Here is a 26,998-nt window from a genome sequence, read left to right on the forward strand (position 1 = left end):
CATGCTGGATAGACTGTTAGCCCTGCTTGTTCTGGCGCTCGTCCTCGGCGTACCGCTGGGGCTGATCTTCCTGGTCACCGGGCAGTTCCTGATGGACTTCGTGTTTTTCTACCCGTTGTTCATGTCTGGCTTGTGGATTGCCGGTGGCCTGTATTTCTGGCTGCACTGGGAGCGGCACTGGCCGTGGAAGGACGACACGCTGCCGCCGTCACTGGAAGGCGAGCCGCTGATCTCGATCCTGATCCCTTGCTACAACGAAGGCGAAAACGCCGCCGACACCATCCATGCGGCGCTGGCCCAGCATTATCCGAACATCGAAGTCATTGCGATCAACGACGGCTCCAAGGACAACACCGCCGAAGTGCTCGACCGGCTGGCCAAGGAAGACCCACGGCTGCGGGTCCTGCACCTGGCGGAAAACCAGGGCAAGGCTGTGGCCCTGCGTATGGGCGCGATTGCCGCGCGCAGTGAGTATCTGGTGTGCATCGACGGCGATGCGCTGCTGGCGCCGAACACGGCGGCCTATCTGGTGGCGCCGATGCTCGATAACGCACGCCTTGGCGCGGTGACCGGCAATCCGCGGATCCGTACGCGTTCGACGCTGGTCGGGCGGGTGCAGGTCGGCGAGTTCTCATCGATCATCGGACTGATCAAACGCACTCAGCGCGTGTTCGGACGGATCTTCACCGTGTCCGGCGTAATCGTCGCGTTCCGCCGCACGGCGCTGAACCGGGTGGGCTACTGGAGCCCGGACATGATCACCGAAGACATCGACATCAGCTGGAAACTGCAACTCGATCACTGGAGCATCTTCTACGAGCCCCGCGCCCTGTGCTGGATTCTGATGCCGGAAACCCTCGGCGGCCTGTGGAAGCAGCGGTTGCGCTGGGCACAGGGCGGCGCCGAAGTGCTGTTCAAAAACATTCGCGGCATCTGGCAATACCGCCACCGTTACCTGTGGCCGCTGCTGTTCGAATACTGCCTGTCGACCGGTTGGGCGTTCACCTTCCTGCTGTCGGTGATCTTCTGGGGTGTCGGCAAATTTGTGGTCATGCCAGAAGCCATCGCGGTGGACCACCTGATGCCGCCGGCATTTACCGGGTTGCTGCTGGCGTTTGTGTGTCTGGTGCAGTTTGCGGTCAGCATCGTCATCGACCGCCGCTATGAACCGGGGCTGGGCCGCACGATGTTCTGGGTGATCTGGTACCCGTTGGTGTTCTGGTTGATCAGTCTGCTGACCACGCTGGTCAGTTTCCCCAAGGTGCTGTTCGGCCAGCATCAAAAACGTGCGCGTTGGGTCAGCCCTGATCGGGGCATCAAACCGATCGGCGACGACGAAGAGGAAGTCATCAAATGAAAATCATCCGGACTCGCCAGCGGCCAATCCTGGTCGTGATCGACGTTATCCTCACGGTGGTGGCCTGGGTCGGTCTGCTGCTTTTGCTGATGCGCGGGCTATGGCCGCTGCTAGAAACCCACGCCGGTGCGCCGCGCATCGACAGCTCGGCGTTCGATGCGCTGGGAACGTTGCAGATTTACCTGTGGATCGCTGTGGTCAACGCCGTGATCCTGATTGCATGGGCGCGTTATCAACAGCGCAAAAGCAGAAGCTTCGCTCAGCGTCGTTTGCCGTCACCGGTGATCGACGATGCAGGGCTGAGCAAGAGTTTCAAACTTTGCGATGACAGTCTGCAGAAGCTGCGCACGCCCGGGGTGATGACCATCCACAACGATCAGGAAGGTGACATCAGTCATGTGGTGACGCATTTCTGGCCAATGACACAAGCGCAGTTGCCATCGCCACTGGCACCGCTGGAGCATCCTCGGGTGATCTTTTTGCACGCTGAAGACGACGATAATCGTGAGCCGCTGACCCGCTAAATGAACTGAAGCCCCTGTAGGAGCTGCCGCAGGGATCGTGTTTACTCGCGGATCAATTGCCACGCCTCTTCAATGGATAGCGGCTGCTTCATGCGCTCGGCCAGCATCGCCATCGCCCGTTCTTTTTCGCAGGCCACTGCCGCGACAACGATACCGTTTTTGCCGAACAGGCCGATGAAGGGCGGCTGCTCGGGTTCACCCATGAATTCGACCTCATCCCATTGCTCGGCATGGCCGAGATATTCGTAGTTCTTGCCGAAGTGCCACGTCCAGAAAAACGGCACATCCAAGTAGTGCTCATTGCCACCGAGCATGTTGGTGGCGGCGATTCGTGCGTGTTGTTGGGCCAGGCGCCAGTGTTCGATGCGCTGTGGCTGGCCGCTCAACGGAAACGTGGCGATATCGCCAATCGCCCATATACCTTCAGCCACCCGCATACCGTCGTCGACACGCAGTGATTGATCCTTTTCCCTGGGCAATGACGCGAAAGCTTCTGTGGCCGGATGCACACCGACGCCGGCCACCACCAGATCCGCCGAAAGCCGCAAACCATTGTCGAGCAACACCGCCTCGACTTTACCGCTGCCGGTGATCTCCTGCGCCTCATACTCGGTGACGAACTTCACGCCGTTTTCTTCGTGCAAGGCGCGGATGGCTTTTCCCACAGCGTCGCCGAACTGAGCGGCGAAAGGGACCGCGTGGCGAGCGAGGACGGTGACGTCGAGACCATGCTGGCGCAGGGCCGAGGCACATTCGAGGGCAATGAAACTGTCGCCGATGATCACTGCGCGCTGATCGGGTGCGGCGGCGTTCATGATCTGTTCGGCCTGGGCTTTTGAGCGCAGGAGGAACACCTGCGGCAGATCCGCGCCGGGCAACTCCAATGGATTGGGCTCGCCGCCGGTCGCCAGCACGGCTGCATCGTAATTCACGGTTTGGCCATCGCGCAGGTGAAGGGTTTTTGCTGCGGCGTCGAGCGAACTGATTTCGCCTTGAATGCGCTCGATGCGCTGCTCTTTATAAAAATCTTCATCGCGCAGCGGTGGGGTTTCTTCCGGCGACATTTCCCCGGCGAGGACAAATTTGCTCAGCACCGTGCGGTCGTAACCGGCGTCAGGTTCGCGGTCGATCATTTTGATGTGCCCGCCAAAACCCTTTTCCCGCAGCGCCGCCGCGCACGCAGTACCTGCCGCACCGGCACCGACAATCACGAACGTGCGTGTATCGTCAGCCGGCGGGATGTGCGGATCGGCGATCGGCTGGTCATCCACCCAAACCTCATCGCCACGCACCTCCAGCGGGTAACGCTTGAGGCTGTCGAGAGCGGGCGGTTCGCACAACGCACCGTCTTCAGCGCGAAAGGCTGCCTTGTGCCACGGGCAGATCAGCCGCCCGTGACACAACGCGCCGTCAGCCAAAGGCGCGCCGGCATGCGGGCATTCACCCTGAAACGCTCGTAATTCGCCGGCGGCACGCAGCAACACAATCTTGCAGTCGCCGATTTTCACTTCCAGACCACGATCTTCAGGAACATCGGCGAAACGGGCGACACGGTGCAGAGACATGTTCGGCTTCCTCGCGGGGATTTCTCTTTCGAGTTTGCAGCGCAGTGCGAGGTTCAGCCATTTGCTACTGCCAAGGCACGAACGGTACAGCTATAGTTTGCAAGCCGACGACGGCCCAACTGCACAAGGTGCTCCCGGAATGACCCGATTGACCTCTCTCAACCCTTGGCTGGCGGCCATTGCCGTCGCCCTTTGCGTGCAGTTTCCGGCGCAGGCCCAGGAGCGCTTCACCCTCAGCATCCCGGGTGTGTCCGATAACCGTCTGTTCACTTCGGCAGCGGCCAGTGATGCGGCCGGTTGCGGCGGCAAGAACCAGTCACCGGCGCTGAGCTGGAACGCCGGCCCTGCCGGGACCCTGAGCTACGCGATTGTCATGCACGACCCGGACGGCCAGAAAGGCCTGGGCGTCGATCACTGGATTCACTACGGCATCAAATCCACCACGCGACAGATTCCGGCGGGTGTCGGCGCCAAGTCCAGCCTTGAAGGCGTCGGCGGCACCAACAGCAAGGGCAACACTCATTACATGGGACCGTGCCCACCGGTGGGCGACAGCGCGCATCACTACATCATCCAGCTCTATGCCCTGGATCTGGCCCCGGACGCCTTGCCTGCCGGTTTGACCCGAGCCGAACTGATGGAAAAAATCAAAGGCCATGTGCTGCGCAACAGCAGTGCGGTGCGGCGTTACCATCGCTGATAGGGGCTGGCCAGCTGCGCGTTCCGTTCGGGATGCGCGGTTACCCTTGGCATCGGCCGATGAAAGCGAGCACTATCGGCGCTGTTCCTGACGGTCGACGCCGGGCAGGGCGCTTACCCTATGGATGACACGCGTGATTCATCCAGCGGGAAACTTGCGGAACAACCCGCAGGTCCCAGATAACGACTTCACCCCTTCGCAACGTCCATTGCTGATGATGTTTTAAAACTGCGGGCATCCGTTCGATGCCTGAGCGTTGGCATGGATGGCCGAGTGCAAGTGTTTCCTCCGTGGTTCCGACCGCGCGTGGCAAGCGCAGTACCTAACGCACCAGGATTTAAAGCGATTGAGCATGAACCCAAATAAAGATTCGACATTTGCCTATCAGGCCGTTTACCGCTATCTCGTCGAACTGATCGAAGCCGCGAGCCCTGAGGGAGAACAGAAGCTGCCGTCGTTGCGACAATTGGCGCAGCGCTTGAATGTCTCAGTGTCCACGACCAAATACGCCTATTCCCTGCTGGAAGACCAAGGGCGTATCTACGCTCGGCCGAAGCTTGGCTACTACACCCGCGCCATGCCATCGGCGCTGCTCAACGAAGGTTCGCCGAACCTGCTCGACAACGTGTTCTCCAACGCTCGGCAACCGGGAATGCTGGCGCTGAGCAGTGATGCCCCGGCCATGCTGCTGTCGCTGGAAAACCCGTTGTTGATGACCGAACGCGAACTGACGCGCCAGTACCCGCGCTCGCATGCGCCGCTGTATCAACCGTTCGGCGAAACCGAATTGCGCAGTGTACTGGCCGATCGTTATACCCGTTCGACGCGTTGCTACTGGCGTGCCGAACACGTTTACATCGGTTCCGATCTGCGCAGCGTGCTTGATTTGTCCCTTGAGGCGTTGAAGTTGACCGGCACTGTGGCGCTGGTGGAATCGCCGTGTTCGTGGGCGATTTTGCGGCAACTGCACGCGGCGAAAATCCGCGTCATCGAGGTGCCGCTGGATGACGATGGCCGCTTTGACTTGCTCAAAGTCCAGGCGTTGTTGCAGAGAGAACCCATCGCTCTGGCGGTGTTGTCCTCCACCGTGAACATTCCCCACGGCAGTCTGATGCCTGCCGAGGACAAGCAAGTGATCTGCCGCTGGCTGGCGGAGCGACGCATCTGGCTGTTCGAAAATGACTGCTATGGCGAATTCAGCTTCGTTCCTGCAGCCGCGCGCTACCGTGACTTTGCCGACCCGGAACGGCTGCTGGTGTTTTCCACGTTCGACAAGATCATCGGTTCGGAGGCGCCGTATGGCTTTGTGCTCAGTCGCTTTCAAGGGCCCGAGCTGCATCGGCTGTTTCTGGAGCGAGCCTTTCGTTTGTCGCCGATTCGGCAAAAAGCGATTGCCAAGCTCTACACCACACGGCGCATCGACCAACACACGCAGATGTTGCGCAGCATGCTGATCGACCGCATGCAGCGCATGAAAGCCATGCTGCACGAACACACGGAGGGTCAGTTACGCATTGTCGCCCCGCAGGGCGGCGCGGCGTTCTGGATCGAGGCCACGCGCCCGGTGAACATGCGCCGGGTATTTGAGCGCTTGTTGGCCAAACGCATCGTGATTGCTCCCGGCGAAATCTTCAGCCAGCAGGGGGCGTGGCAGCATCATTTGCGCCTGAGCTACACCATCGACTGGAGCAAGGACATCACCCACGCGCTGAAAATGCTAACTCAGGCCATTCAGGATGAAGGGTCGATGGCTGGCGCTCAGTTGATGCCATAGCAATGCCGGAGTTCGGGGAATGTGCCCGCGCGGACTTCGTCGGCGAACGCCTCGCACGCCTCGCGGATCTGCGCGCCAACATCGGTGTATTGCTTGACGAAGCGCGGTACGTGATCACCCCCCAGCCCTAGCATGTCCTCGGTCACCAGCACCTGACCATCGCACGCCGGTGAAGCACCGATGCCGATGGTCGGCACGGGTGAAAAATCGCTGATCCGGCGCGCCACGCCTTCGGCCACGCCTTCGAGCAACAGACTGAAAGCACCGGCTTCAATATGGGCGCGCGCATCGGCTTCGAGGTTCATGGCGCCTGCTTCATTCATGCCCTGGGCCTTGAAGCCACCCATGGTGTTGACGTACTGCGGCATCAGGCCGACATGCGCCATCACCGGGATGCCGCGTTTGACCAGAAACTCCACGGTTTCGGCGAACACCGCGCCGCCTTCGAGCTTGACCGCATCGCAACCGGTGCGCGCCATCACCTGCGCGCAGTTGCGGTAGGCCTGCTGCGGCGATTCCTGATAACTGCCAAACGGCATGTCGGCAATCACGCAGGCCAACTGGGTACTGCTGACCACAGCGCGGGTGAAAACGATGGTTTCCTCCAGGCTCATGTCGAGCGTTGAGCTGCGGCCAAGTCCGACCATGTTGGTCGAATCACCCACCAGGATGAAGTCGACAACGGGGTCCATCAGTCTGGCCATCCAGCTCGTATAGGCAGTCAGGGAGACAATTTTCTGTTGCCCCTTCATCGCGACCAATTGAGGAACGGTAAGTCGTTTGGTTCGGGTATGCAGGCTCATGGCTCTCTTCCTTGTTAAGCCCCGTGGTCGGGGGCGTCAGTGATTACAACCAATCCCTTTCCCATCCACGCCATGCGTCGTAATCAGCGTCGATGCGTTCGCTCTGTGGGTGCAGCAGAAACACTGCAGCCGGTGAGCTGTTCAGGTCTACGGTGGGGGCAATCCTTGCCCCTTCGGCGAAGCGGAACCTGGCGTTGTGAAAACTCGGCAAGGCTTCCAGGCGCTGGCGCACATGCTCCTGCGCAAACAGCCCGTGGCGGTGAGCGATCAGGTTCATTCCCCGCGCGTGTTGCAACAGCTGATAACGTTTTGGCCACTGCGCCAGACGCGCCGGGTCCAGATAACTGAGGCAGGTCAGGGCCACCTGATCGTTGCCGGTGGCCGCGTGCAGGGCGGGCGGACAGGCCAGTCCGGACAGGCGTGCACCGGTTTCCAGCAGGCGCGGGCCATTGCCGGTCAGGATCAACTCGGTGTGCGCCGGGCCATGCACGATCCCCAACGCGTCGAGCACGCCTTGCACATACTCAATCAGTTGCGGCAGCTCGCGGGCGTCCGCCGGCAGCAGGTCCTCGCGGTCATAGATCTTGCGGCCGTCGGCGGCGAAGGTCTTCGAGCATTTCCAAACGTCGGTGATCCAGTGCTCGCCCGCGTGGCTGACGGTGTTGATCACGTACTCGGCGCCTGTCAGGTATTCCTGCAGCAGTACCGCTTTATTGTTGAGCATCATCAGATTGGTGGCGCCGAGGATCGACTCGATGGCTGCTTCCAGCTGCAGCGCATCGTGGCAGATGAACACGTTGTCCGAGCCGGCACTGTCCAGCGGTTTGGCCACTACCGTTTCGCCGCCGCGGGCCTTGAACCAGACCAGCGCCCGTTCCAGCGAGCTGGTGCGCAACTGTGCCGCCACCGGCAACCCGGCCTCGGCCACGCGTTCAGCCATCAATGACTTGTCGCGCCGCGCGGCGGAGGTCGCCGGATTATTGCCGGGCAGGCCCAGGCGTGCGGCCAGCAAGTCCGCCAGTTCTACGCCGAATTCGCTGCCAGTCAGCACGGCGGCCGGGTGATAGGCGGCGAGTTTCAGCAACAATGCTTCAAGGCCTTCTTCGGCGACGCTGAAGTCCTCGATGAACAATTCTTTCGGGCAGCTCGCGGCAAATGCGGCCGGCATGTGCGCGCGTGAACGCACATGGAGCAGAGGCCGCTGTCCGGCCAGTGAGCGGGCCAGCAGGGCGCCGGTCGAATAAGCGTCGACCAGAATCAACGGCGCGGCGCTGGAATCAATGCAAGGGTTGGTCATAACGGTTCACCGTGTAATGCAACATCTGAAACAGCTCGGACGAGCTGATGCCGGGGCCGTCCACTGACCAGCCACTGCTGCGAGGCAACGGCAAACTGCCGGTGTTGCCCCAGCGCAGCGCGCCTTGATCGTCGATACGGGTGGTGGCGCGCCCCGGGTTGTCCGGGTGCAGGCAGTAGGGAATGTCGAGCAAGCCGCGCGCGAAGGCCTGCACCAGTGCCACGCCGATGTCGGCATGCAGATTGAGTACGGTCTCCACCAGTCGCCGCGCTTCGAACAGCGTTTGCTGGTAATAGCCGGCGCTGCCCGCGTCAATCGTCGGGAGGTCGCCGGCGGCGACTTCGGCGGCCATGCGCAAGGCATCAAGGTTGTCCTCGACCGAGGGAATCTGCCGCGATTCGGCGATGGTCTTGACGATCAACCGCTCGCAACCTGCAGCCTTGGTCAGCCGCGCACTGTCGCAAATCAAACGCCGCGCGCCGTGGCTGGAGGTCGGGAACACGCCCATGTACGAATACACCACGACATGCCAATGATCGCCGTCGAGATACCGGGCGGCCAATTCGCGCAATGCCTGCAACGCGCCGAAATCCTGTTCCATCGACGTGCCTTGGGCGTAGCTCAACGAGACGCTGCGCACCCCGTGCTGACGGAAAAACAGGGCTTCCAGCAAGGTCATGGCGATCAGCAGCGAGGGCGGGCACAACTGCCCCAACAGACAGCCGCCGAAACTCTCGATATGCGCATGCTCGGTCGCGCCCGCCAGCACCTGACAGCTCTGCGCCCAGGCACTGACCGCCTCGGCCAACGGCAGACGGCTGTAGGGCATGCAGTACGACACCGGGCCGCCCTCCGTGGCGTCCAGACCCAATGCTGCCAAGCGCTGAAAAACGTTCTGCGGTTTGGCCGTGCCGTGGCGGATCTGAATCGGGAACTCCGCGCTGTACAGTCCGGCGAGCATGCCGCGCACCGCTTCGATTGGATGGCTGATGATCGGAAACCCGTTCATCGGCGCCGAACTGTTCAGGCACTGCAACGCACTCTGGTAATCGCCGACCCGGGTATAGCTGTCGAGCGTGATGGTGCCGATGGCCGCGCAGGGCAGGGCGGCGACGCTCGCCAGCCCCGCGCGCATCTGGCTGAGTGCGCCAAAACCCATGCGCGGTTGCACCACCAGCTCATCGCGGGCGCGGGCGCGCTCGATGAACTGTTGAAAATGGCCGCCGTTGAACGCCGTCATGCTTAGCGTCCCGAGACCAGTTCAACCACGGTTTCACCGGTCGCCGGGTCGTAGCGACTGATGCGCCCCTTGTGCGGATCACCGGCGCGCACCCGCGCGATCAGCGTGACGTCGCTGTCGAAATCGATGCGTTGATGCGCATACAGACTGCGCAACGCCGGCAGCGGCAGGCCGCTGACCTCGCTCAGCCACTGACCGAGGGCCGGATCGTTATGCTCGCCAGCGAGCACCCGGTGCAGATTTTCGAGATCGGCCAGACGCTGCGGATGGCATAGCCCGACGAAGCTGGAGAACTCGCGGCCACGATCAACGAACGGCGCAAACTGCATACACACCAATTGCATTTCATTGAGTCCGAACGCCTGCTCGGCGAAGCGCTCGGCGAGCGTGCGACGCGCCTGCATGCCCTGCGCATCGACATAGGCCGACATGGCCAGATCGATCAGGCGCTGGGGCATTTCTTTCTTGCGCATGAGCGCCTGTGCCAGCTCCAGGTATTCGGCAATCCCCTGGTTGTAGCTGCGACCTTGCACGTACTCGGCCTTGAGCCCGCGAAAGTGCGCCATCAACATCGGGTTGGCGCAATCGGATTCGGTGAAGCTGAATGCCAGTTCTTCGAAGCGAAAATCGAGGAATTCGGTGATCAGTTCCCAATGATCCTCGACCTTGTAGCTGACCAGATCGTAAATGCTGATGAACGCTGGATCGGCGTTGTCGTCACCGCAGGCGACGCGTCGTTCCTCGCGTTGCTGATCGAAGCCTTCGCCGAACAGTTCGATGAAATAGCTCTGGGCCACGCCATCCAGCGCTTGCAGCAACCCGCGAAAGCCCTGCCTGCGGCATTCTTCGACATCCAGCCCGAGACGCTGCGCCAGACGCATGATCCAGGTGAAATAGTGCTTCTGCTCTTTGCGCGAATCACCGGTGACCACTGCATCGACGCCGCCCTGCCACCACGCGGCGCGACCATAGAAATCCGCCACGGCGAGGTTGCAGCTGTTGCAGAAGGTCGGGCGACCGTCGCCGGCGGTGCGGTGGCCGTTCATCAATACGTCGAAACGGTTCATCGCCTGTACATCGTCGGGGAACGGCAGATGCCGTTCGAACGGGCGAATCTGGCGGTGATCGACCACCAGCATTTCTACCCGCGGATCATCGAACAGGTGCAGCGCGCGGTAGACCCGATCAATGTTGGCCATCACCGCATCCGGTACGCCGGCATGGCGCATGTTGGCGATGCGCAGCTGAAAGGTGCGGCCATGCAGGATCGACAGCTGTAACTGCGTGGCGCGCAGCATGGCTACGGTGTACGAGCTGTCTTTGCCGCCGCCGTAAGCGACCATCAATTTGTAGCCGGTCAGCCCGTCGAGACCGCCCGCAGCGTCAATCAGACGCTCGCCGAGGACAGCCACGGCGCGACGTTCGTCGGCGCGCAAATAGTGGTTGAGCTGACCTAGCAGAGGTTCGTCGTTCAAGGTTTGGGAAGTGGTAGAGTTCATACCGGTTCAGCCCGAAATTGGAATGCCTGAGTGGTGTGGCGGATATCGTTTTCAGTGGCCACTTCGCTGCCGCCGACAAAAATGAAGCGTCCGCTGTGCAGGGCGTCGTAGCTGCCGCCGGCCTCGAGAATCTGCCCCGGCTCGGGCAGCAATTCGCGCCACAGATTGGGCACGGTTTCGCGCAACGAATCGGCTTGCACTACCCGGCACGGCAGGGCCGCGGGTTTCGGGATCACCAGCCAGCCGCCGCTTGGGTCGTGGCTGACGGCGGGCACCGGCACTTGATCGCCGGCGAGGCGGCGCAACCAATGCTCGTAGAGATTGACCCCGAACACTTTGTTGATCAGGTGCGGGACTTCGCTGCCGCCGACCCGCGCACCGATTTCGAGGAACACCAGCGAGTCGTCCGGTTCGACGAAAATTTCCAGGTGGAACGCCGTGCAGCGCAGATCGAGGGCACGCATGATCTGTTGGCTGAAAGCCTCGATTCGCGCGCGCAGGGCCGATGCCTGGACGATCACCGAACCCAGCGGCTGCGCCTTGGCGAAATCCAGGCAACTGTTGATATAACGCGACACCACCTGAAACGGCACGCTGCCGTCGACATCGACGAAGCCGTCGATGTGGTAGGTCTGGCCGTGCATGAAGCCTTCGATCTCATAACGCGACAGGTCGATGCTATTGAGCAGCGTGCGCAGGGCGGTCTCGTTTTCGACCTTTTCCACGCCCATGCTCGCGGCACCGTCCACCGGTTTTACGATCAGCGGGAAACCGATTTCCCGGGCGAAATCCACGGCCTGTTGCACCGACTCGCAACGCGCAAACGGCGGCACCGGCAGGCCTTGGTTTTGCAGGATTTCCTTCATGCGTGCCTTGTCGCGATAAACCGCCACTTCGTCCGGACCGTGACCGGGAATGCTCAGGGTCTGGCGCACGCGCGCGGCGATTTCCAGGGTGAACTCGGAGAGGGCAATCAACTGATCGACGGGGCCGACGCGTTCGATGACTTCCTGCACCGCGCCGAGCAGTTGCTCGTATTGGTTGACGTCATCGACCTGTACCTGATGAGCGATATGCTGCGCCGGGGCGAGTACGCCGTCGGCGCCGAGTGCATCGACCACGTAGCTGATCCGGTGTTGTTGATGGTCGAAGAAATCTTCGTAGCGAGTCAGTTCGTTGTCCCAGCGGCGCCCATCACGAAAGCGCGGCCAGCGGTTGACGATAACGATGTGCATCGTGGTAATCCTTTGAATGGGCGAATTCAGCCGTGGTCGGGGGTTCAGCCCCAGGACGCCACGCTGTTGGCGAGTACGGAATCGGCGTCGGGCTGTGCGTGCAGCGAGCCCAGATAGCGGCTGAAGGTGTCGATAGCGTCGGGGCCGACGAACACCTGGTTGTAACCGGCATCGATCAAAGATTGCCGGACTGCCAGGGTTTCATCTTCGGAAGTGGTCAGCTTGCCGCCGATTACGCAGGGCAGGTGCGGGTGTAGCCGGCGCACCTGGCGAATCAGCTCAAGGCCTTGCGAGTAGCCGTGGCCATTGACGCTGCTGACCACCAGCAACTGCGTGCGGCGCTGTTGCAATGCACTGAGCACCGTGCCCACCGGCGTGCAGCTGCCGAGGTTCTTCACGTTCAAGCCGTGCTCGCCCAGCCACAGTTGCAGGTACACCAGATTCCACATGTGCGAGTCGGACTCGACGGTGGCGAGCAGGCAGTGCGGCAGAGTTTTCATTGGGATGCCTCCATGGCGAGCGATGGACCTTCGAGGGCGAGGCGAAACCGCCGGGTGGTCAAAATAAACAGCAGAGTGCCGGGCACGGTCAGCACGAGTGCCAGCACCAGAATCAGCACCTGCACGCCGTAGACGTGACCGACGCTGGCGGTGAGCAAACCACCCAGCGGATAAGAGAGCAGGTTGACCAGATAAAACGGCCCCATGACTTTGCCCAGATGAGCGCTCTCGATCGCCTTGATCCGCTGCGTGCGGTTGAACACGTTGAACAGCGCGCATCCGGCCATTGCCAGCAGGAAACTCAGGGCATACAGCAACACACCGCTGGCCACGCCCATGCAGATCAGGCCCAGGCACAGCAAGGCAAAACCCAGTGCACCGAGTCGATAAATCGACATGCGCGCCAACAGTCGCGGCACCAGAATGAAGTTCAACAGACCCAGCGCGCCGGCCCCTGCATTCATCAGACCAAACACGCCGTCGGCGGCGCTGAACACGCCGCTGATGACGAACGCGTTGGCGCTGAGCACGGCAGCGAATGCCAGATTGATGCTGAAGTTCAGCCCGGCCAGCGACAGCACTGGCGGGTTGCCAAGCAACAGGCGCCAGCCGAGCGCGAGATCCTTGAACACGCTGGTCGGGCGACTGACGGAGCGCGCCGTCGGCAAGCCTCTCCAGAACAGCGCCGCAGCAAACAGTGCGACTGCCGCCAGCCCCAGCAGCCAGCGCTTGTCGGCATACATCGCCAACCCGGCGGCGAGTGCCGGGCCCAGCGCCATTGCCAGCAGCTCCATGTTTTGCACCAGCGACTGACAGTGGGCGAGGCGTTCAGGGCCGGCGATCAGCGGCACGCTTTTTTCAACCGCCATGCGCACCGGCGCCATCAGCACCGACAATACGATGCCGTTGCCGATCAACGCCCAGATCATCCATTGCGGCTGATACCAGCAGATCCCCAGTGTCATGGCGAGGCTCAGTCCCCGCGCAGTATTGGCGCCGCGAAACAGCAGGCGCCCGCCAAACCGGTCAGCCAGCAACCCGGCGAACGGATAGGCAATCAGTGCCGGCAGCCACTCCAGTGCAAACGCCACACCGGAATAGCGCACGTTGCCGGTGAGCTGGAAAATCATCAACGGCACGGCAAACAGCACGGTCTGCTCCGCCAGCAAGGCACACAGCAACCCGGCACCAAACCAGCGAATCGCGCTATTGCGTGCAGCGCTGCTGATGTCATGCATGCTCGCGGTCCCAGACGGTTTCCAGCTCGCGCAGATAAGGCAGCACGTATTTGCAGAAACGGCGCATTTCGTCGCGGGTTGGCCAGCCAGAGAAAATGAACTCGCTGACGCCGACTTTCTTGTATTCGAACAAGTATTCGGCGACTTCCTGATAGCTGCCGACCACGCACAATGCCGGACCGCCACGATAGGCCACGGCACCCGACCAGAGCATCGGCGACAGCCAGTCGTGTTCAGCTTTGTCGGCAAGGCGGAACGAGGTTTTCACCGCTTCCGAATCGCAGCGTCCGACGAACTCACGCACCCATTCGCGATGCTGTTCGTCCGGGTTTTCCATCATGCTCTCGACCGCGGCCAGCGCTTCGGCGCGGGTTTCGCGGGCGAGTACGTGCATGCGAATTCCCACCGAGCAACCGGACTGCAAAACCTTGCGGGCGGCCTCGGCAATTCCTTGCGGCGTATCGCCGTAACGCAGCCAGCAATCGCTGTGCTGGATGGCGATCTGCTGGGCAACGTCCGAGGCGCCGCTGAGATAAATGCGCGGACGCTCGGCGTCCTTGAACGGCAACCCGAGCTGGGCTTTTTCGATGCGGTAGTGCTTGCCGTGGTAGGTCAGCGGTGATTCGCCGCTCCAGAACCGATTGAGGATGTCGAGGAATTCGCCAGTGCGCTCATAGCGTCCGTCGTGCGCCACGAAGTCGCCGTAATAGGCTTGTTCGTCCGGGGAAATGCCGGCGACCAGGTTCAGCGAGATACGCTTGTCCGACATCCACGACACGGTGTTGACGATCTGCGTGAATAGGGTCGGCGGCACCAGCCCCGGACGGTAAGCCAGAATGAATTTGACGCGATCGGTCTCACGCACCAGCGCGCCAATCATCGGCAGCGGATCGGGCATGTGGTAGCTGATGCCCATCAACAGCGAGTCGATACCCAGCTCATCGGCTTCCTTGGCGAAATCGACGATCCCGGCGAAGTCGAGGGCGCCGGTGTCGTATTTTTCCGAGGCCTTTTGCTGACCGCTATCGAGCGGCGAGCACCAGTGAATACGCAGTGCAGACATTGTGTTTCTCCATGGCCAAGCCTGCCGCCGCGAGAGCGGAGCAGGCCTTGCGAGTCAGGTCCGGATCAGAACAGGAAGCTGGTACCGACCGTGCGGTCGAACAGCGCCACATCGCGGATGCGTCGCTTGCCACAGATGAACTTGAGCAGACGCTCGATGCCCAGACCGCCACCGGCGCTCGGGTGCAGCAAGCCGCGCCGTGCGACTTCCAGGTAGTTGGCGAACGGCTGCAGGTCCATCGACAGCTCGTTCATGCGGTAGACGATCTGCTCGTACTCGAACTCACGCTCCGCGCCGGACAGGGCCTCGCCATAGCCATCGGGATAGATCAGGTCGTAGTTGTTGTAAGCGCCGCGCTTGCCCGGGGTTTCGCGATCATAGAACTCGCGACGGTAGTTGGTGACGAAAAACGGCGTGTGCGCTTTGGCCGACATGATCTTCTCGAAGTCGTCGCCATGCTCGGCGCGCAACTCGTCGGAGCTGTAGATCGGGAACGCTGTGGCGAAGTGCGGCAGTTGCCGGCCGAGCTGGGACAATTCGGCGGCGCAGTGCTGATTGACCTCGCTGAACACATGCTTGATCAGGCCTTCGATGAGGGCCATGACCTGATGCATGTCACCGTTGCGGATCTCGAAATCGAACTGCGAGAACTCCAGCAAGTGGTTGTCGGAATCCTTGATCTCGGGTTTTTCCAGACGGATGTTCGGCGCGACAATAAAGATTTTGTCGTGGCCCTTGGCGGTCAGCGCCAACTGCTTGTGGAAGATCATGCTGGCGGTCAGTTTCAGGCGCCGTTCTTCATATTGCAGTTCAGCGGGATACACCGCGTGATTCAACGGATCAGTGATTGGCGACATCAGGATCGGCATCAACTGTTTGAAGTCGCGTTCGAGCAAAAACTGTTGCAATGCCTGTAGGACACGTCCCCGGATGATGGCAATGGATTCTATGTCTGGATTAGCAAAATCGGCGAAGTTACTTGTAATTTCTTCCATGATGGGCCAGATATTCAGGGAGTTAGGGAGGCCTGATTATTGTTTAATCGGAAGAAAACTCAATGTACAGATTTCGGCTAAAAAGCAGCACAGAGCCTCGGTTTTGTTGTTCGCATGGCCTTTTGCGTGGACGATATCGCGCTGTTGAAATTGATCAATTGGCGCACCTGGGGGCAGTTCGTTCGGGCCCCTGTTGGCAGGCGTCGTTCTCTATATCTGTCAATTCAGAGTTTGCCCATGACTGCCCTGACCGGTTCGCGATCCCATCGGTTTTCCAGGTCTGACTACAAGACCTTGGGCCTTGCCGCCCTCGGTGGCGCACTGGAAATCTACGACTTCATCATCTTCGTGTTTTTCGCACTGACACTCAGTCAGCTGTTCTTCCCGCCAGAGATGCCGGAGTGGCTGAGATTGCTGCAGAGCTTCGGCATTTTTGTCACTGGCTATCTGGCACGACCGCTCGGCGGAATTCTGATGGCGCACTTCGCCGATCAGCTGGGGCGCAAGCGCGTGTTCAGCCTGAGCATCTTGATGATGGCGTTGCCCTGCCTGCTGATCGGCATCATGCCGACCTACGCTCAGATTGGTTACTTCGCACCGTTGCTGCTGTTGCTGCTGCGTGTGTTGCAAGGCGCCGCAGTCGGTGGGGAAGTGCCCAGTGCCTGGGTGTTCGTCGCCGAGCACGCACCGGCGGGTCATCGCGGTTATGCGCTGGGTTTCCTGCAAGCCGGACTGACCTTTGGCTATTTGCTCGGGGCGCTGACCGCGACCCTGCTGGCGCAAATATTCACCCCTGCCGAAATTCTTGATTACGCGTGGCGCTTTCCGTTTCTGCTCGGCGGATTGTTCGGCGTGATCGGTGTCTGGCTGCGTCGCTGGCTGAGCGAGACGCCGGTGTTCATGGCTTTGCAGGCGCGCCGTGAGGCTGACGCCGAACTGCCGTTGCGCACCGTGATGCGCGAGCATCGGCACATGTTGTTGCCGGCGATGATTCTGACCTGCGTGCTGACTTCGGCAGTGGTGGTGCTGGTGGTGATCACCCCGACGGTCATGCAAAAAAGCTTCGGCATGAGCCCCAGCCATACATTCGCCCTGAGCAGCCTCGGTATTGTCTTCCTGAATATCGGTTGTGTGATTGCCGGGTTGATCGTCGACCGGCTCGGCGCCTGGCGCACGGTCATGCTGTACAGCGTGCTTCTGCCGGTTGGCGTGGCTCTGCTTTATGGCTGCCTGATCAGTGGTGGTTCTTGGCTGGGGCTGGCGTATGCACTGGCGGGATTGAGCTGTGGTGTGGTCGGCGCGGTGCCGTCGGTGATGGTTAGTCTGTTCCCCGCACACATCCGCGTCTCGGGCATTTCGTTTACTTACAACATTGCCTATGCACTGTGGGCGAGCACCACGCCGTTGTTGTTGATCGGGCTGATGCCGTGGAGCCCGTGGGTGTGCGTGGCGTACAGCCTGGTGATGGGCGCGGTGGGCGTTGCCTGCGCTGCGTATTTCGGTGGGCGCAATACGGTTCAAACCAGCCATGCGCTGGTTGCCGAGCGCTAGGGAAGACAATTTGCAGCATGCGCACTATGGGTTTGCACGGACGGCTATTCGATGACCGATTTACATGACTTGTCGGCGGCACAACTGCTGGCCTTGTTTGCCAGTGCTGAGTTGTCGCCGCTGGAATACTACGATCACCTGCTGGCGCACATCGAGCGCTGGGAACCGAGCATCAATGCGCTGTACGCGTTCGATCCGCAGCGCGTACTCGATCAGGCGCGCGCGTCGACTGAACGCTGGAGCCGTGGAACCCCGCGCGGCATGCTCGACGGCATCCCGGTGACACTCAAGGAATTGATCGCCACTGAAGGCGATTGCATCCCCCAAGGCTCGCGTGCCACGACGTTGATCGCGGCGACTGCCGACGCGCCGCCGGCCGCGCGTTTGCGTGAAGCCGGGGCGATCATTCTGGGCAAGACCACGGTGCCGGATTTCGGCATGCTGTCGTCGGGGCTGTCGAGTTTCCATGGCATCACGCGCAACCCGTGGGACACCACGCAAAACCCCGGCGGCTCGAGTTCCGGCGCGGCGGCTGCGGCGGCGGCTGGTTATGGTCCGCTGCATGTCGGCACCGACATCGGCGGCTCGGTACGCCTGCCGGCAGGCTGGTGTGGATTGGTGGGGTTCAAGCCAACGCTTGGACGGATCCCGATTGATCCCTATTACACCGGCCGTTGCGCGGGACCGATGACCCGCACCGTGGATGATTGCGCGCTGATGATGCGTTATCTGGCACTACCGGATGCACGCGACGCTACCAGCCTGCCGGCGCACGCGCTGGACTGGAACCTGCAGGCACCGTCGATGCAGGGTCTGCGCATCGGGCTGATGCTCGACCCCGGCTGCGGCTTCCAGCCTGAACATGAAGTGTGTGAAGCGGTGCGAGATGCCGCGCGAATGTTCGAGGCCCATGGCGCGCAGGTGGACTTGATCGGGTCGCTGATGGATCGACAGTTGCTCGACGGCCTTGATGATTTCTGGCGCGCCCGCCAGTTGTCGCAACTGCGAAGCTTGAGCACGGCGCAACGCGACAACGTCTTGCCCTACATTCAGGACTGGGCAGCACCGGCGGCCGGGATGAGCGCGGTGCAAGCGGTCGAAGGTTTCAATCAGACCTTTGAAATCCGTCGTCGCTGCGCGCAATTGTTCGGCAACTTCGACTTGCTGTTGTCGCCGACCAATCAGGTCAGCAGTTTCCCCGCTGAATGGCCCTCGCCCGGCAATGACCCGCGCCAGCCTTTCGAACACATCGTGTTCACGCTGCCGTGGAATATGGGCGAGCAACCGGCCTTGTCGATCAACTGCGGGTTTACATCCGGGGGTATGCCGATCGGCCTGCAAATGGTTGCACCACGGTTTGCCGATCAATGGTTGTTGCAGTGCGCCAAGGCTTACGAAGGCTGGCGCGGCCCGATCAAACACTGGCCGTCTGCGCCGCCCCGCTGATCCCGACAGTTGTCGCAGGCCGCTCAAACGCCAGGCGCGTGGGCGGCGTGCACTCTTTTTACAGGCACTTTTCCATGCAATCACATGTACGTCGGGCGTTGCTGCCGATGCTGCTCATCGCCCAGCCTGCTTATGCCGGTGAACCCGTCGCAGCACAGGATCAAGCGACCGGGCTGATCGATGGCAGCCACCTCAACCTGAATTTGCGCCACTACTATTCCAACCAGCACACCCGGCGCAGTACCCACCTGGTGATCAAAAAAGCAGGCGTCGCACAGCCCACGCGCCAGCGCGACACCTGGGTGCAGACCGCGATGCTCAATTACATCTCTGGCTACACCGAAGGTTGGGTGGGCTTTGGTGTCGACGCCTCGCTGTTCAGCGCAGTGACCCTCGAGCGTGGCCACGGTGCGGTGGCCAATGGGGGTGACCGGGTGCTGGTCGACAGCGATGGCGACGCGGTCCCGAGCTGGAGTCGTCTGGGGGTCGGCGACGTGAAACTGCGAGTGTCGAGCACCGAACTCAAGGCCGGGCGGATGCTCACGGAAAACCCGATCCTGCGCTACAAGGACAATCGTGCCTTGCCGTCGACCTTTCAGGGCATTGGCCTGAACAGCAACGAACTCGACTGGCTGGCGCTGCAAGCGGGCAGCTTCGAGCGCGCCATCCCGCGTACCGGCACCGGCAGCGAACGCCTGACTACCACCTTCGGCAATCGCGCCTACAGCGGTTCACGTATCAGCTATCTCGGCGCGACAGCCAAAGCGCCCTACGGTCTGACATTGAGCGCTTATGGCTCGCGGTTCGAGGACATGTGGCAGCAATACTATCTGGGCGCGACTCACGTAACGGGGGATCGCGCCAACCTCGCGCTGAAAACCAGCCTCAACTACTACCGCACGCGCGATCAGGGTGAACAAAACCTGGGCTTCATCGACAACCACGCCTACAGCCTTGCAATCACCGCCGCCCATGGCGCGCACGCTCTGACTACGGCGTGGCAGCAGGTGTTCGGCGACGAATATTTCGACTACGTGTGGGAGTCCACAGGCAACTACATGGCCAACTCGCTGTACTCGGACTACAACGGCCCGAACGAAAAGTCCTGGCAGCTGCGCTATGACTTCGACCTCGCCAGCTACGGCGTGCCGGGCCTGACCACCAGCCTGTGGCACGCCAAGGGCTGGGGTATTGATGGCACCCACTACAGCGGCGACCGCGACGGACGCAACACTGGTTACAACGTGCGCGGGCTGGAGGGTGCCAAGCACAACGAAAATGGCTTGATGCTCGCCTACGTGGTGCAGTCTGGCACCCTGAAAAACACGGTACTGCGCAGCATCGTCTATAACCACCGCGCGAGTGGCGGGCAGATCGACGGCAGTTACGACGAGTTCCGTCTGGTTGCGAATGTACCGCTCAGCCTGTTTTAAATGCGCCGAGAACGCCGCGCAGTCTGCGGCGTCATCCACAGCAGAAATATTTCAACGGCGTTAACCCGCACGCAACGGACGGCCCGTCTCAGTGGATGAATGATCAATTTCATCCCGAGGTCAGCCCCCATGTCTCTTCCTCTTTTACGTCCTGTAGTGGTCGGTATTTTGCTGGCCATCGGCGGTTGTGGCGTTTCTTCCAAACCTGATTCCGCTGCTGCACCGGCTCAGCCTGAAGCCTTGGTGCAACATGAAGCGATCATGGCTGATGGCGCCATGGTCAAGCGCAGCGTTCATCCGGCACCCATTGCCGGTTTTGCTGCAATGCCTGCCGGGGAAAGTTATCCACAAGGCTATCGCGACGAACAGCGTGAGCAATATCAAACGCTGGCCGACAACCCCATCCACAGCGTCGCCGAAACCCCGGTCTCGACCTTCAGCGCGGACGTGGATACCGGCGCCTACGCCAATGTCCGTCGCCTGCTCAATCAGGGACGCCTGCCGCCGGAAGGCGCGGTGCGACTGGAGGAAATGGTCAACTATTTCCCTTACGACTACGCATTGCCCAGTGACGGCTCGCCGTTTGGCGTGACCACCGAGCTGGCAGCATCGCCGTGGAATCCGCACACGCGCTTGCTGCGCATCGGCATCAAGGCTTCCGACCGTGCGGTTGCGCAACTGGCCCCGGCCAATCTGGTGTTTCTGGTCGACGTGTCCGGCTCGATGGACCGCCGCGAAGGGCTGCCGATGGTCAAAAGCACGCTGAAATTGCTGGTTGACCAGTTACGCGATCAGGATCGGGTTTCGTTGGTGGTGTATGCCGGTGAATCCAGAGTGGTGCTTGAGCCCACATCCGGACGAGAAAAAGCGAAGATTCGCACGGCCATCGAGCAATTAACTGCGGGCGGCTCCACCGCTGGGGCGTCAGGCATCGAACTGGCCTATCAAATGGCGCAACAGGGATTCATCGCCAAAGGCATCAACCGCATCCTGCTGGCCACCGACGGCGACTTCAACGTCGGCGTCAGCGACTTCGACAGCCTTAAACAAATGGCTGTGGATAAACGCAAAACCGGAATTTCCCTGACCACCCTGGGTTTTGGTGTGGATAACTACAATGAGCACTTGATGGAACAACTGGCCGATGCCGGCGATGGCAACTATGCCTACATCGACAACCTGCGCGAGGCGCGCAAGGTGCTGGTGGATCAACTCGGCTCGACCCTCACCGTGGTGGCGAAAAACGTCAAATTGCAGGTGGAGTTCAACCCCGCGCAAGTCAGCGAGTATCGCCTGCTCGGCTATGAAAACCGTGCGTTGAAGCGTGAGGATTTCAGTAATGACAAGGTCGACGCTGGCGAAATCGGTGCAGGACACACGGTGACGGCGCTGTATGAAATTGTTCCGGCAGGCGAGAAGGGCTGGCTGGAGCCGCTGCGCTACGGTAAATCTGAGAAGGCTGTTTCCGAGAAGAGCGGGGAATTGGCGATGTTGCGTGTGCGTTATCAACAGCCCGAAGGTGGGAAAAGTCTTTTGATCGAGCGGCCGATTGCCAATCAGGTTGTGCCAGCCAGCGAAGATTTGCGTTTTGCTGCGGCAGTCGCCGCGTTTTCCCAGCAACTCAAGGACGGTCGCTATACCGGCGATTTCAACCTGAAGGACACCGAAGCGCTGGCCCGTGGTGCCCGTGGTGATGATCGTTTCGGTCTGCGCAACGAGTTTGTGCAACTGGTCGAACTGGCGCAGAGCCTGCGCACTTCAACCGCATCGAATGCGCTGCCCACTGAGCGACGGATTGAATAGTGAGTCGTCTGAAAGGCTTCATCAGTCAGCTGTTTGCTTCGCCGGACAGCCCCACCGCCAGCAGCGATGAATCGCTGTTGGCGCGTTATCGCGAGGGCGACGGCGCGGCGTTCGAGATCTTGTACGCCCGCCACCGTCAGGGTTTGTATCGGTTTCTGCTCGGTCTGAGTGGCAAACCCGAACTGGCCGATGAAGTCTTTCAGGAAACCTGGCTGAGCCTGATCCGCAGCGCCAGTCAGCCACAAGGACGGGCGACCTTTCGTACATGGCTGTTCCAGATTGCCCGCAATCGCCTGATCGACCACTGGCGCAAACATGGTGCCCGGCAACCGCTGCACGACAGTTACGATGAGCAAATCCACGCGGTCAGCGACGAAGCCACCGGCCCCGAACAACTGCTGAGTCTCAGTCGTGACAGTCAGCGCCTGGAAAACGCCCTGCAGATGCTGCCCACCGATCAACGCGAAGTGTTCCTGCTGCGCGCCCACGGCGACCTCGACCTGGCGCAAATCGCCAGCCTCACCGAAACGCCGCTGGAAACCGTCAAAAGCCGCTTGCGCTACGCCCAGCAAAAACTGCGTCGGCTGCTGGCCGAGGAGGTACTGACATGAATGACGCCCGCCAGACACCCGAAGATTCGGTGATTAAACATGTGCGCGAGCAGCACAACGCTGAACCGCCAACGCACCTTGATGCTTTCATCCTCAATGCTGCGCACCGCCACACCCCGCCGGCTAAGCCTGGTCTGTGGCAGCGCTGGCTCGACGCCTGCCGCAAACCGCGCTGGCAAGTGGCGTTCGCCAGCCTCGTCGGCGTGGCACTGATGCTGTCGTTGGTGCAACGCGCGCCCGAGCCGCAAGCGCAATTTGACTTCGCTCCGGCCGCCAAACCCGCGGTACCAATGGCTCGCAAACAAGCCCCCGAAGCATTGTCCGCCCCAGCTCCCGCACCGATGGCAGAAATGGCTGCGCCGACGCACAGCGAAGCGTTCAGCGCCGACGAAGCCAAAACCAGCAAACGCACCGCCGCCCCGGCCAACGGTCTCGACGAACAACTGCGCGAAGTCCTGCGCCTGCGCGAATCCGGCCAATCGCAAGCCGCCGACAGCCTGTACAACAACCTGCACAAACGCTACCCAGACGCCGACCTCGACGCCCGGCTCAAACAAATCCAGAAGAACTGACTGCCTGTGCGCCCAGCCATTTGGCATTGCCCCGCAAAACGCGCACTATCGGGCCATAGCTGAAGCGCTGGAGAACACCGTGGCACCAAAAATCGACCGCATCGCCCAACTCCTCAATTGCCCGAAAAAGGGCGAAGAGATGCGGCGCGCGATTACTGAAGCGCGTAAGGAGTTTCTGCTGAGTCAGCAGGAAGAAGACGTGCTTGAGGAAGAGGACGTATTTGAGGAAGAGGTTGGGGAGGAAGACGACGAGGATGAGGATTACGATGAGTTTGACTGGACGACGGAGTAACGTTGCGTCCGAACAATTCAGCGCCCACAAAAAAGCCCCGGACCATCACAGTCCGGGGCTTTCTCGTTTTGATTCATGGTGCACCAGGCGGGATTCGAACCCACGACCACTGCCTTCGGAGGGCAGTACTCTATCCAGCTGAGCTACTGGTGCAGCGGGCGACATCATACCTAGGTCGGGTCGGGGCGTCCATGCTGGGTTTCGGCACCCTTTGTCAGTGCGCGTGTCGGAATAAAACGCTGCATTCCATAAAGCGGTAACGTCCTGCAAAACCCTCGCTTGGCGCTTTGGCGGGGCTGATCTATGGTTTTCCTGCGGCAGGGTTTTTTGCGCGTTGATCTGAAAATTTCCACAAACACGCCGTTTTTGTTCTTTTTTTCGAACGCCCTATTGTCCTTTAAACCCTTTGCTCCTACGATCCGTTTGAGATTTCAAACGCCCGTTGATTGGGTGTTGAAGCGCAGGTGTTCCGAAGCGTGCACTATTTTTGCGCCTCACCCGGTTACTGATTTCCCTGACGGCAGCCTTGCGAGGCGCCTTTCTACAATCATAATTTGCTCCGCGCAGGCCGCGGTGCTGTTAAGGAAAGCCGACATGCAGCTTAAAGACACCCAGTTGTTCCGCCAGCAAGCCTTCATTGATGGCGCTTGGGTCGATGCGGACAACGGTCAGACGATCAAGGTCAATAACCCGGCCACTGGCGAAATCCTCGGCACCGTGCCGAAGATGGGCGCTGCCGAAACCCGCCGTGCCATTGAAGCCGCTGACAAAGCGCTGCCGGCCTGGCGTGCACTGACCGCCAAGGATCGTGCGAACAAGCTGCGTCGCTGGTTCGAGCTGATCATCGAGAACCAGGACGACCTCGCTCGCCTGATGACCCTCGAGCAGGGCAAGCCGCTGGCCGAAGCCAAGGGTGAAATCGTTTATGCCGCTTCGTTCATCGAATGGTTCGCCGAAGAAGCCAAGCGCATCTACGGTGACGTGATTCCGGGTCACCAGCCCGACAAGCGCCTGATCGTTATCAAGCAGCCAATCGGCGTTACTGCGGCCATCACCCCGTGGAACTTCCCGGCAGCGATGATCACCCGTAAGGCTGGCCCTGCACTGGCCGCCGGTTGCACCATGGTGCTCAAACCAGCTTCGCAAACCCCATTCTCCGCATTCGCGCTGGCTGAACTGGCTCAGCGTGCCGGCATTCCTGCCGGCGTGTTCAGCGTGGTGTCCGGCAGCGCCGGTGACATCGGCAGCGAGCTGACCAGCAACCCGATCGTACGCAAACTGTCCTTCACCGGCTCGACCGAAATCGGCCGTCAGTTGATGGCTGAATGCGCCAAGGACATCAAGAAAGTGTCGCTGGAGCTGGGCGGCAACGCGCCGTTCATCGTGTTCGACGATGCGGATCTGGATAAGGCCGTCGAAGGCGCGATCATTTCCAAATATCGCAACAACGGTCAGACCTGCGTCTGCGCCAACCGTCTGTACATTCAGGATTCGGTCTACGATGCGTTCGCCGAAAAACTGAAAGTGGCAGTAGCCAAGCTGAAGATCGGTAACGGTCTGGAAGACGGCACCACCACTGGCCCGCTGATCGACGAAAAAGCCGTGGCGAAGGTGCAAGAGCACATCGCTGACGCGGTAGCCAAAGGCGCAACCGTATTGGCTGGCGGCAAGCAAATGGAAGGCAACTTCTTCGAGCCGACCATCCTGACCAACGTGCCGAAAAACGCGGCAGTGGCCAAGGAAGAGACCTTCGGTCCGCTGGCGCCGTTGTTCCGCTTCAAAGACGAAGCCGAAGTGATCGCGATGTCCAACGACACCGAGTTCGGTCTGGCCTCTTACTTCTACGCTCGCGATCTGGGCCGTGTGTTCCGTGTGGCTGAAGCCCTGGAATACGGCATGGTTGGCGTCAACACCGGGCTGATCTCCAACGAAGTCGCACCGTTCGGCGGCATCAAAGCCTCGGGCTTGGGCCGTGAAGGCTCCAAGTACGGCATCGAAGATTACCTGGAAATCAAATACCTCTGCCTGGGCATCTAAGCCGGGTAAGGGATTGCTGCAAACGCAAAGGGCACGAGAGCGCTGTCCCTTTGCGTGTTTCAAACCGGAATTTTCTCTGCGGCCGGGAACGCCGTGGCAGTCGATCATCGCATGCTGCCACCGTCGCTTCCTCCCGCTTAATCCTTGAACCACGCCGCCCGATGAGCGGCGAATGAGGACTGTAATGAGCAAGACTAACGCTGAACTGATGGCCCGCCGTACCGCTGCTGTACCCCGTGGTGTTGGCCAGATTCACCCGATCTTCGCCGAATCCGCGAAGAACGCTACTGTGACTGACGTTGAAGGTCGTGAATTCATCGACTTCGCCGGCGGTATCGCCGTGCTGAACACCGGCCACGTGCACCCGAAAATCATCGCCGCCGTGACCGAACAGCTAAACAAGCTGACTCACACCTGCTTCCAGGTGCTGGCCTACGAGCCGTACGTTGAGCTGTGCGAAAAAATCAACGCCAAGGTGCCTGGTGATTTCGCCAAGAAAACCCTGCTGGTCACCACCGGTTCCGAAGCGGTAGAAAACGCCGTGAAAATCGCCCGTGCTGCCACTGGCCGCGCTGGCGTGATCGCCTTCACCGGCGCTTACCACGGTCGCACCATGATGACCCTGGGTCTGACCGGTAAAGTCGTGCCTTACTCGGCCGGCATGGGCCTGATGCCAGGTGGTATCTTCCGCGCGCTGTACCCGAATGAACTGCACGGCGTGAGCATCGACGACTCGATCGCTTCCATCGAACGCATTTTCAAGAATGACGCCGAGCCGAAAGACATCGCCGCGATCATCATCGAGCCTGTACAGGGCGAAGGTGGTTTCTACGTCGCACCGAAGGAATTCATGAAGCGTCTGCGTGCCCTGTGCGACCAGCACGGCATCCTGCTGATTGCTGACGAAGTACAAACCGGCGCTGGCCGTACCGGTACGTTCTTCGCCATGGAACAGATGGGCGTTGCTGCCGACCTGACCACCTTCGCCAAATCCATTGCGGGCGGTTTCCCGCTGGCCGGTGTGTGTGGCAAGGCTGAATACATGGACGCCATCGCACCAGGCGGCCTGGGCGGCACTTACGCCGGTAGCCCGATCGCTTGCGCCGCTGCTCTGGCAGTGATGGAAGTGTTCGAAGAAGAACAACTGCTGGATCGCTGCAAAGCGGTCGGCGAGCGTCTGGTCACCGGCCTGAAAGCCATCCAGGCCAAGTACCCGGTAATCGGCGAAGTCCGTGCATTGGGCGCGATGATCGCCGTTGAGCTGTTCGAAAACGGCGACAGTCACAAGCCAAACGCTGCCGCTGTAGCGTCCGTTGTGGCCAAGGCTCGCGACAAGGGCCTGATCCTGCTGTCCTGCGGCACCTACGGCAACGTGCTGCGCGTACTCGTACCGCTGACCTCGCCGGATGAGCAACTGGACCAAGGCCTGGCGATCATCGAAGAGTGCTTCTCCGAGCTCTGAT

23 protein-coding genes and 1 tRNA gene are annotated in these 26,998 nt (G+C 60.7%); 13 read left to right on the plus strand and 11 right to left on the minus strand.

The features are described 5' to 3' along the window. The first annotated feature begins 1 nt into the window (after position 1). Together pgaC and pgaD are read left to right on the plus strand one after the other, a co-directional pair. On the plus strand, positions 2-1,357 hold the full coding sequence (gene pgaC / locus AB4P97_RS24955; RefSeq protein ID WP_200616428.1) for a poly-beta-1,6-N-acetyl-D-glucosamine synthase: 1,356 nt from the start codon (positions 2-4) through the stop codon (positions 1,355-1,357). Continuing rightward, on the plus strand, positions 1,354-1,881 hold the full coding sequence (pgaD, locus tag AB4P97_RS24960; RefSeq protein ID WP_042557050.1) for a poly-beta-1,6-N-acetyl-D-glucosamine biosynthesis protein PgaD: 528 nt from the start codon (positions 1,354-1,356) through the stop codon (positions 1,879-1,881). The genes pgaC and pgaD overlap by 4 nt, the downstream gene beginning before the upstream one ends. Before the next feature lie 41 nt (positions 1,882-1,922). Here pgaD and AB4P97_RS24965 read toward each other — a convergent pair whose 3' ends face one another. Beyond that, entirely contained in the window at positions 1,923-3,446 is a 1,524-nt protein-coding gene (locus tag AB4P97_RS24965; RefSeq protein WP_395601746.1) for an FAD-dependent oxidoreductase, read from the minus strand. A 139-nt stretch (positions 3,447-3,585) separates the two neighbouring features. Here AB4P97_RS24965 and AB4P97_RS24970 point away from each other — a divergent pair, with 139 nt between their 5' ends. After that, positions 3,586-4,146: a YbhB/YbcL family Raf kinase inhibitor-like protein gene (locus AB4P97_RS24970; RefSeq protein WP_042557052.1), complete on the plus strand. Its 561-nt coding sequence runs from the start codon at positions 3,586-3,588 to the stop codon at positions 4,144-4,146. Positions 4,147-4,498: 352 nt separating this feature from the next. Beyond that, positions 4,499-5,920 (plus strand): PLP-dependent aminotransferase family protein, encoded by a 1,422-nt coding sequence (locus tag AB4P97_RS24975; protein ID WP_047299253.1) that lies wholly within the window; start codon positions 4,499-4,501, stop codon positions 5,918-5,920. Here the strand turns inward: AB4P97_RS24975 and panB are convergent. The 9 genes from panB to AB4P97_RS25020 all read right to left on the minus strand — a co-directional run bounded on the left by panB (position 5,905) and on the right by AB4P97_RS25020 (position 15,790). After that, on the minus strand, positions 5,905-6,723 hold the full coding sequence (gene panB, locus AB4P97_RS24980; RefSeq protein ID WP_210623954.1) for a 3-methyl-2-oxobutanoate hydroxymethyltransferase: 819 nt from the start codon (positions 6,721-6,723) through the stop codon (positions 5,905-5,907). The genes AB4P97_RS24975 and panB overlap by 16 nt on opposite strands. Positions 6,724-6,766: 43 nt before the next feature. Beyond that, positions 6,767-8,020, minus strand: a complete 1,254-nt coding sequence (locus AB4P97_RS24985; RefSeq protein ID WP_042557055.1) for an ATP-grasp domain-containing protein — start codon at positions 8,018-8,020, stop codon at positions 6,767-6,769. Continuing rightward, positions 8,001-9,260 (minus strand): methylaspartate mutase, encoded by a 1,260-nt coding sequence (locus tag AB4P97_RS24990; RefSeq protein ID WP_042557056.1) that lies wholly within the window; start codon positions 9,258-9,260, stop codon positions 8,001-8,003. Before AB4P97_RS24990 ends, AB4P97_RS24985 begins: the two co-directional genes overlap by 20 nt. 2 nt (positions 9,261-9,262) lie before the next feature. Then, entirely contained in the window at positions 9,263-10,759 is a 1,497-nt protein-coding gene (locus AB4P97_RS24995) for a hypothetical protein (protein WP_047299255.1), read from the minus strand. After that, positions 10,756-11,994, minus strand: a complete 1,239-nt coding sequence (locus AB4P97_RS25000; RefSeq protein WP_395601747.1) for an acetyl-CoA carboxylase biotin carboxylase subunit family protein — start codon at positions 11,992-11,994, stop codon at positions 10,756-10,758. The genes AB4P97_RS24995 and AB4P97_RS25000 overlap by 4 nt, the downstream gene beginning before the upstream one ends. A gap of 44 nt (positions 11,995-12,038) precedes the next feature. Continuing rightward, complete coding sequence (locus tag AB4P97_RS25005; RefSeq protein ID WP_042557059.1) at positions 12,039-12,494, minus strand: cobalamin B12-binding domain-containing protein; 456 nt, start codon at positions 12,492-12,494, stop codon at positions 12,039-12,041. Then, positions 12,491-13,732: an MFS transporter gene (locus AB4P97_RS25010; protein ID WP_395601748.1), complete on the minus strand. Its 1,242-nt coding sequence runs from the start codon at positions 13,730-13,732 to the stop codon at positions 12,491-12,493. The genes AB4P97_RS25005 and AB4P97_RS25010 overlap by 4 nt, the downstream gene beginning before the upstream one ends. After that, positions 13,725-14,795: an LLM class flavin-dependent oxidoreductase gene (locus tag AB4P97_RS25015; RefSeq protein WP_395601749.1), complete on the minus strand. Its 1,071-nt coding sequence runs from the start codon at positions 14,793-14,795 to the stop codon at positions 13,725-13,727. The genes AB4P97_RS25010 and AB4P97_RS25015 overlap by 8 nt, the downstream gene beginning before the upstream one ends. Positions 14,796-14,860: 65 nt before the next feature. Then, positions 14,861-15,790 (minus strand): asparagine synthetase A, encoded by a 930-nt coding sequence (locus AB4P97_RS25020; protein ID WP_395601750.1) that lies wholly within the window; start codon positions 15,788-15,790, stop codon positions 14,861-14,863. Positions 15,791-16,027: 237 nt separating this feature from the next. On the opposite strand from AB4P97_RS25020, the gene AB4P97_RS25025 reads away from it, so the two are divergent. From AB4P97_RS25025 to AB4P97_RS25055, 7 genes are all read left to right on the plus strand, one after another. Further along, positions 16,028-17,341, plus strand: a complete 1,314-nt coding sequence (locus tag AB4P97_RS25025; RefSeq protein ID WP_200616403.1) for an MFS transporter — start codon at positions 16,028-16,030, stop codon at positions 17,339-17,341. A gap of 51 nt (positions 17,342-17,392) precedes the next feature. Then, entirely contained in the window at positions 17,393-18,787 is a 1,395-nt protein-coding gene (locus AB4P97_RS25030) for an amidase (RefSeq protein WP_395601751.1), read from the plus strand. Positions 18,788-18,861: 74 nt separating this feature from the next. Then, positions 18,862-20,220 carry an OprD family outer membrane porin gene (locus tag AB4P97_RS25035; RefSeq protein ID WP_080963878.1) on the plus strand — a complete coding sequence of 453 codons (1,359 nt, stop codon included), beginning with the start codon at positions 18,862-18,864 and terminating at the stop codon, positions 20,218-20,220. A gap of 129 nt (positions 20,221-20,349) precedes the next feature. Further along, complete coding sequence (locus AB4P97_RS25040) at positions 20,350-22,023, plus strand: von Willebrand factor type A domain-containing protein (RefSeq protein WP_395601752.1); 1,674 nt, start codon at positions 20,350-20,352, stop codon at positions 22,021-22,023. Between the two features lie 29 nt (positions 22,024-22,052). Beyond that, complete coding sequence (locus AB4P97_RS25045) at positions 22,053-22,634, plus strand: RNA polymerase sigma factor (protein WP_395602969.1); 582 nt, start codon at positions 22,053-22,055, stop codon at positions 22,632-22,634. Continuing rightward, positions 22,631-23,206, plus strand: a complete 576-nt coding sequence (locus AB4P97_RS25050; RefSeq protein ID WP_395601753.1) for a hypothetical protein — start codon at positions 22,631-22,633, stop codon at positions 23,204-23,206. Before AB4P97_RS25045 ends, AB4P97_RS25050 begins: the two co-directional genes overlap by 4 nt. A gap of 55 nt (positions 23,207-23,261) precedes the next feature. Further along, positions 23,262-23,498, plus strand: a complete 237-nt coding sequence (locus AB4P97_RS25055; RefSeq protein WP_080963882.1) for a hypothetical protein — start codon at positions 23,262-23,264, stop codon at positions 23,496-23,498. A gap of 76 nt (positions 23,499-23,574) precedes the next feature. On the opposite strand, the gene AB4P97_RS25060 is transcribed toward AB4P97_RS25055, so the two are convergent. After that, positions 23,575-23,651: transfer RNA gene (locus AB4P97_RS25060), tRNA-Arg, on the minus strand. A 441-nt stretch (positions 23,652-24,092) separates the two neighbouring features. On the opposite strand from AB4P97_RS25060, the gene gabD reads away from it, so the two are divergent. Together gabD and gabT are read left to right on the plus strand one after the other, a co-directional pair. Next, positions 24,093-25,535 carry an NADP-dependent succinate-semialdehyde dehydrogenase gene (gene gabD, locus AB4P97_RS25065; RefSeq protein WP_042557069.1) on the plus strand — a complete coding sequence of 481 codons (1,443 nt, stop codon included), beginning with the start codon at positions 24,093-24,095 and terminating at the stop codon, positions 25,533-25,535. A gap of 184 nt (positions 25,536-25,719) precedes the next feature. Further along, on the plus strand, positions 25,720-26,997 hold the full coding sequence (gene gabT / locus AB4P97_RS25070; RefSeq protein ID WP_042557070.1) for a 4-aminobutyrate--2-oxoglutarate transaminase: 1,278 nt from the start codon (positions 25,720-25,722) through the stop codon (positions 26,995-26,997). Position 26,998 lies beyond the last annotated feature (1 nt).

Source organism: Pseudomonas sp. A1230 (assembly GCF_044218825.1).
Lineage (GTDB): Bacteria > Pseudomonadota > Gammaproteobacteria > Pseudomonadales > Pseudomonadaceae > Aquipseudomonas > Aquipseudomonas iridis.

What these genes read in the sequence shown, in the direction of transcription:
- gabT (WP_042557070.1), top strand. Translation starts at nt 25,720, where the DNA reads ATGAGCAAGACTAACGCTGAACTGATGGCCCGCCGTACCGCTGCTGTA.
- AB4P97_RS25000 (WP_395601747.1), bottom strand. Translation starts at nt 11,994, where the DNA reads ATGCACATCGTTATCGTCAACCGCTGGCCGCGCTTTCGTGATGGGCGC.
- AB4P97_RS25010 (WP_395601748.1), bottom strand. Translation starts at nt 13,732, where the DNA reads ATGCATGACATCAGCAGCGCTGCACGCAATAGCGCGATTCGCTGGTTT.
- AB4P97_RS24965 (WP_395601746.1), bottom strand. Translation starts at nt 3,446, where the DNA reads ATGTCTCTGCACCGTGTCGCCCGTTTCGCCGATGTTCCTGAAGATCGT.
- pgaC (WP_200616428.1), top strand. Translation starts at nt 2, where the DNA reads ATGCTGGATAGACTGTTAGCCCTGCTTGTTCTGGCGCTCGTCCTCGGC.
- AB4P97_RS24970 (WP_042557052.1), top strand. Translation starts at nt 3,586, where the DNA reads ATGACCCGATTGACCTCTCTCAACCCTTGGCTGGCGGCCATTGCCGTC.
- AB4P97_RS24990 (WP_042557056.1), bottom strand. Translation starts at nt 9,260, where the DNA reads ATGACGGCGTTCAACGGCGGCCATTTTCAACAGTTCATCGAGCGCGCC.
- AB4P97_RS24995 (WP_047299255.1), bottom strand. Translation starts at nt 10,759, where the DNA reads ATGAACTCTACCACTTCCCAAACCTTGAACGACGAACCTCTGCTAGGT.
- AB4P97_RS25030 (WP_395601751.1), top strand. Translation starts at nt 17,393, where the DNA reads ATGACCGATTTACATGACTTGTCGGCGGCACAACTGCTGGCCTTGTTT.
- AB4P97_RS24975 (WP_047299253.1), top strand. Translation starts at nt 4,499, where the DNA reads ATGAACCCAAATAAAGATTCGACATTTGCCTATCAGGCCGTTTACCGC.
- AB4P97_RS24985 (WP_042557055.1), bottom strand. Translation starts at nt 8,020, where the DNA reads ATGACCAACCCTTGCATTGATTCCAGCGCCGCGCCGTTGATTCTGGTC.
- AB4P97_RS25020 (WP_395601750.1), bottom strand. Translation starts at nt 15,790, where the DNA reads ATGGAAGAAATTACAAGTAACTTCGCCGATTTTGCTAATCCAGACATA.
- AB4P97_RS25040 (WP_395601752.1), top strand. Translation starts at nt 20,350, where the DNA reads ATGTCTCTTCCTCTTTTACGTCCTGTAGTGGTCGGTATTTTGCTGGCC.
- pgaD (WP_042557050.1), top strand. Translation starts at nt 1,354, where the DNA reads ATGAAAATCATCCGGACTCGCCAGCGGCCAATCCTGGTCGTGATCGAC.
- AB4P97_RS25015 (WP_395601749.1), bottom strand. Translation starts at nt 14,795, where the DNA reads ATGTCTGCACTGCGTATTCACTGGTGCTCGCCGCTCGATAGCGGTCAG.
- AB4P97_RS25025 (WP_200616403.1), top strand. Translation starts at nt 16,028, where the DNA reads ATGACTGCCCTGACCGGTTCGCGATCCCATCGGTTTTCCAGGTCTGAC.
- gabD (WP_042557069.1), top strand. Translation starts at nt 24,093, where the DNA reads ATGCAGCTTAAAGACACCCAGTTGTTCCGCCAGCAAGCCTTCATTGAT.
- AB4P97_RS25005 (WP_042557059.1), bottom strand. Translation starts at nt 12,494, where the DNA reads ATGAAAACTCTGCCGCACTGCCTGCTCGCCACCGTCGAGTCCGACTCG.
- AB4P97_RS25035 (WP_080963878.1), top strand. Translation starts at nt 18,862, where the DNA reads ATGCAATCACATGTACGTCGGGCGTTGCTGCCGATGCTGCTCATCGCC.
- panB (WP_210623954.1), bottom strand. Translation starts at nt 6,723, where the DNA reads ATGAGCCTGCATACCCGAACCAAACGACTTACCGTTCCTCAATTGGTC.
- AB4P97_RS25050 (WP_395601753.1), top strand. Translation starts at nt 22,631, where the DNA reads ATGAATGACGCCCGCCAGACACCCGAAGATTCGGTGATTAAACATGTG.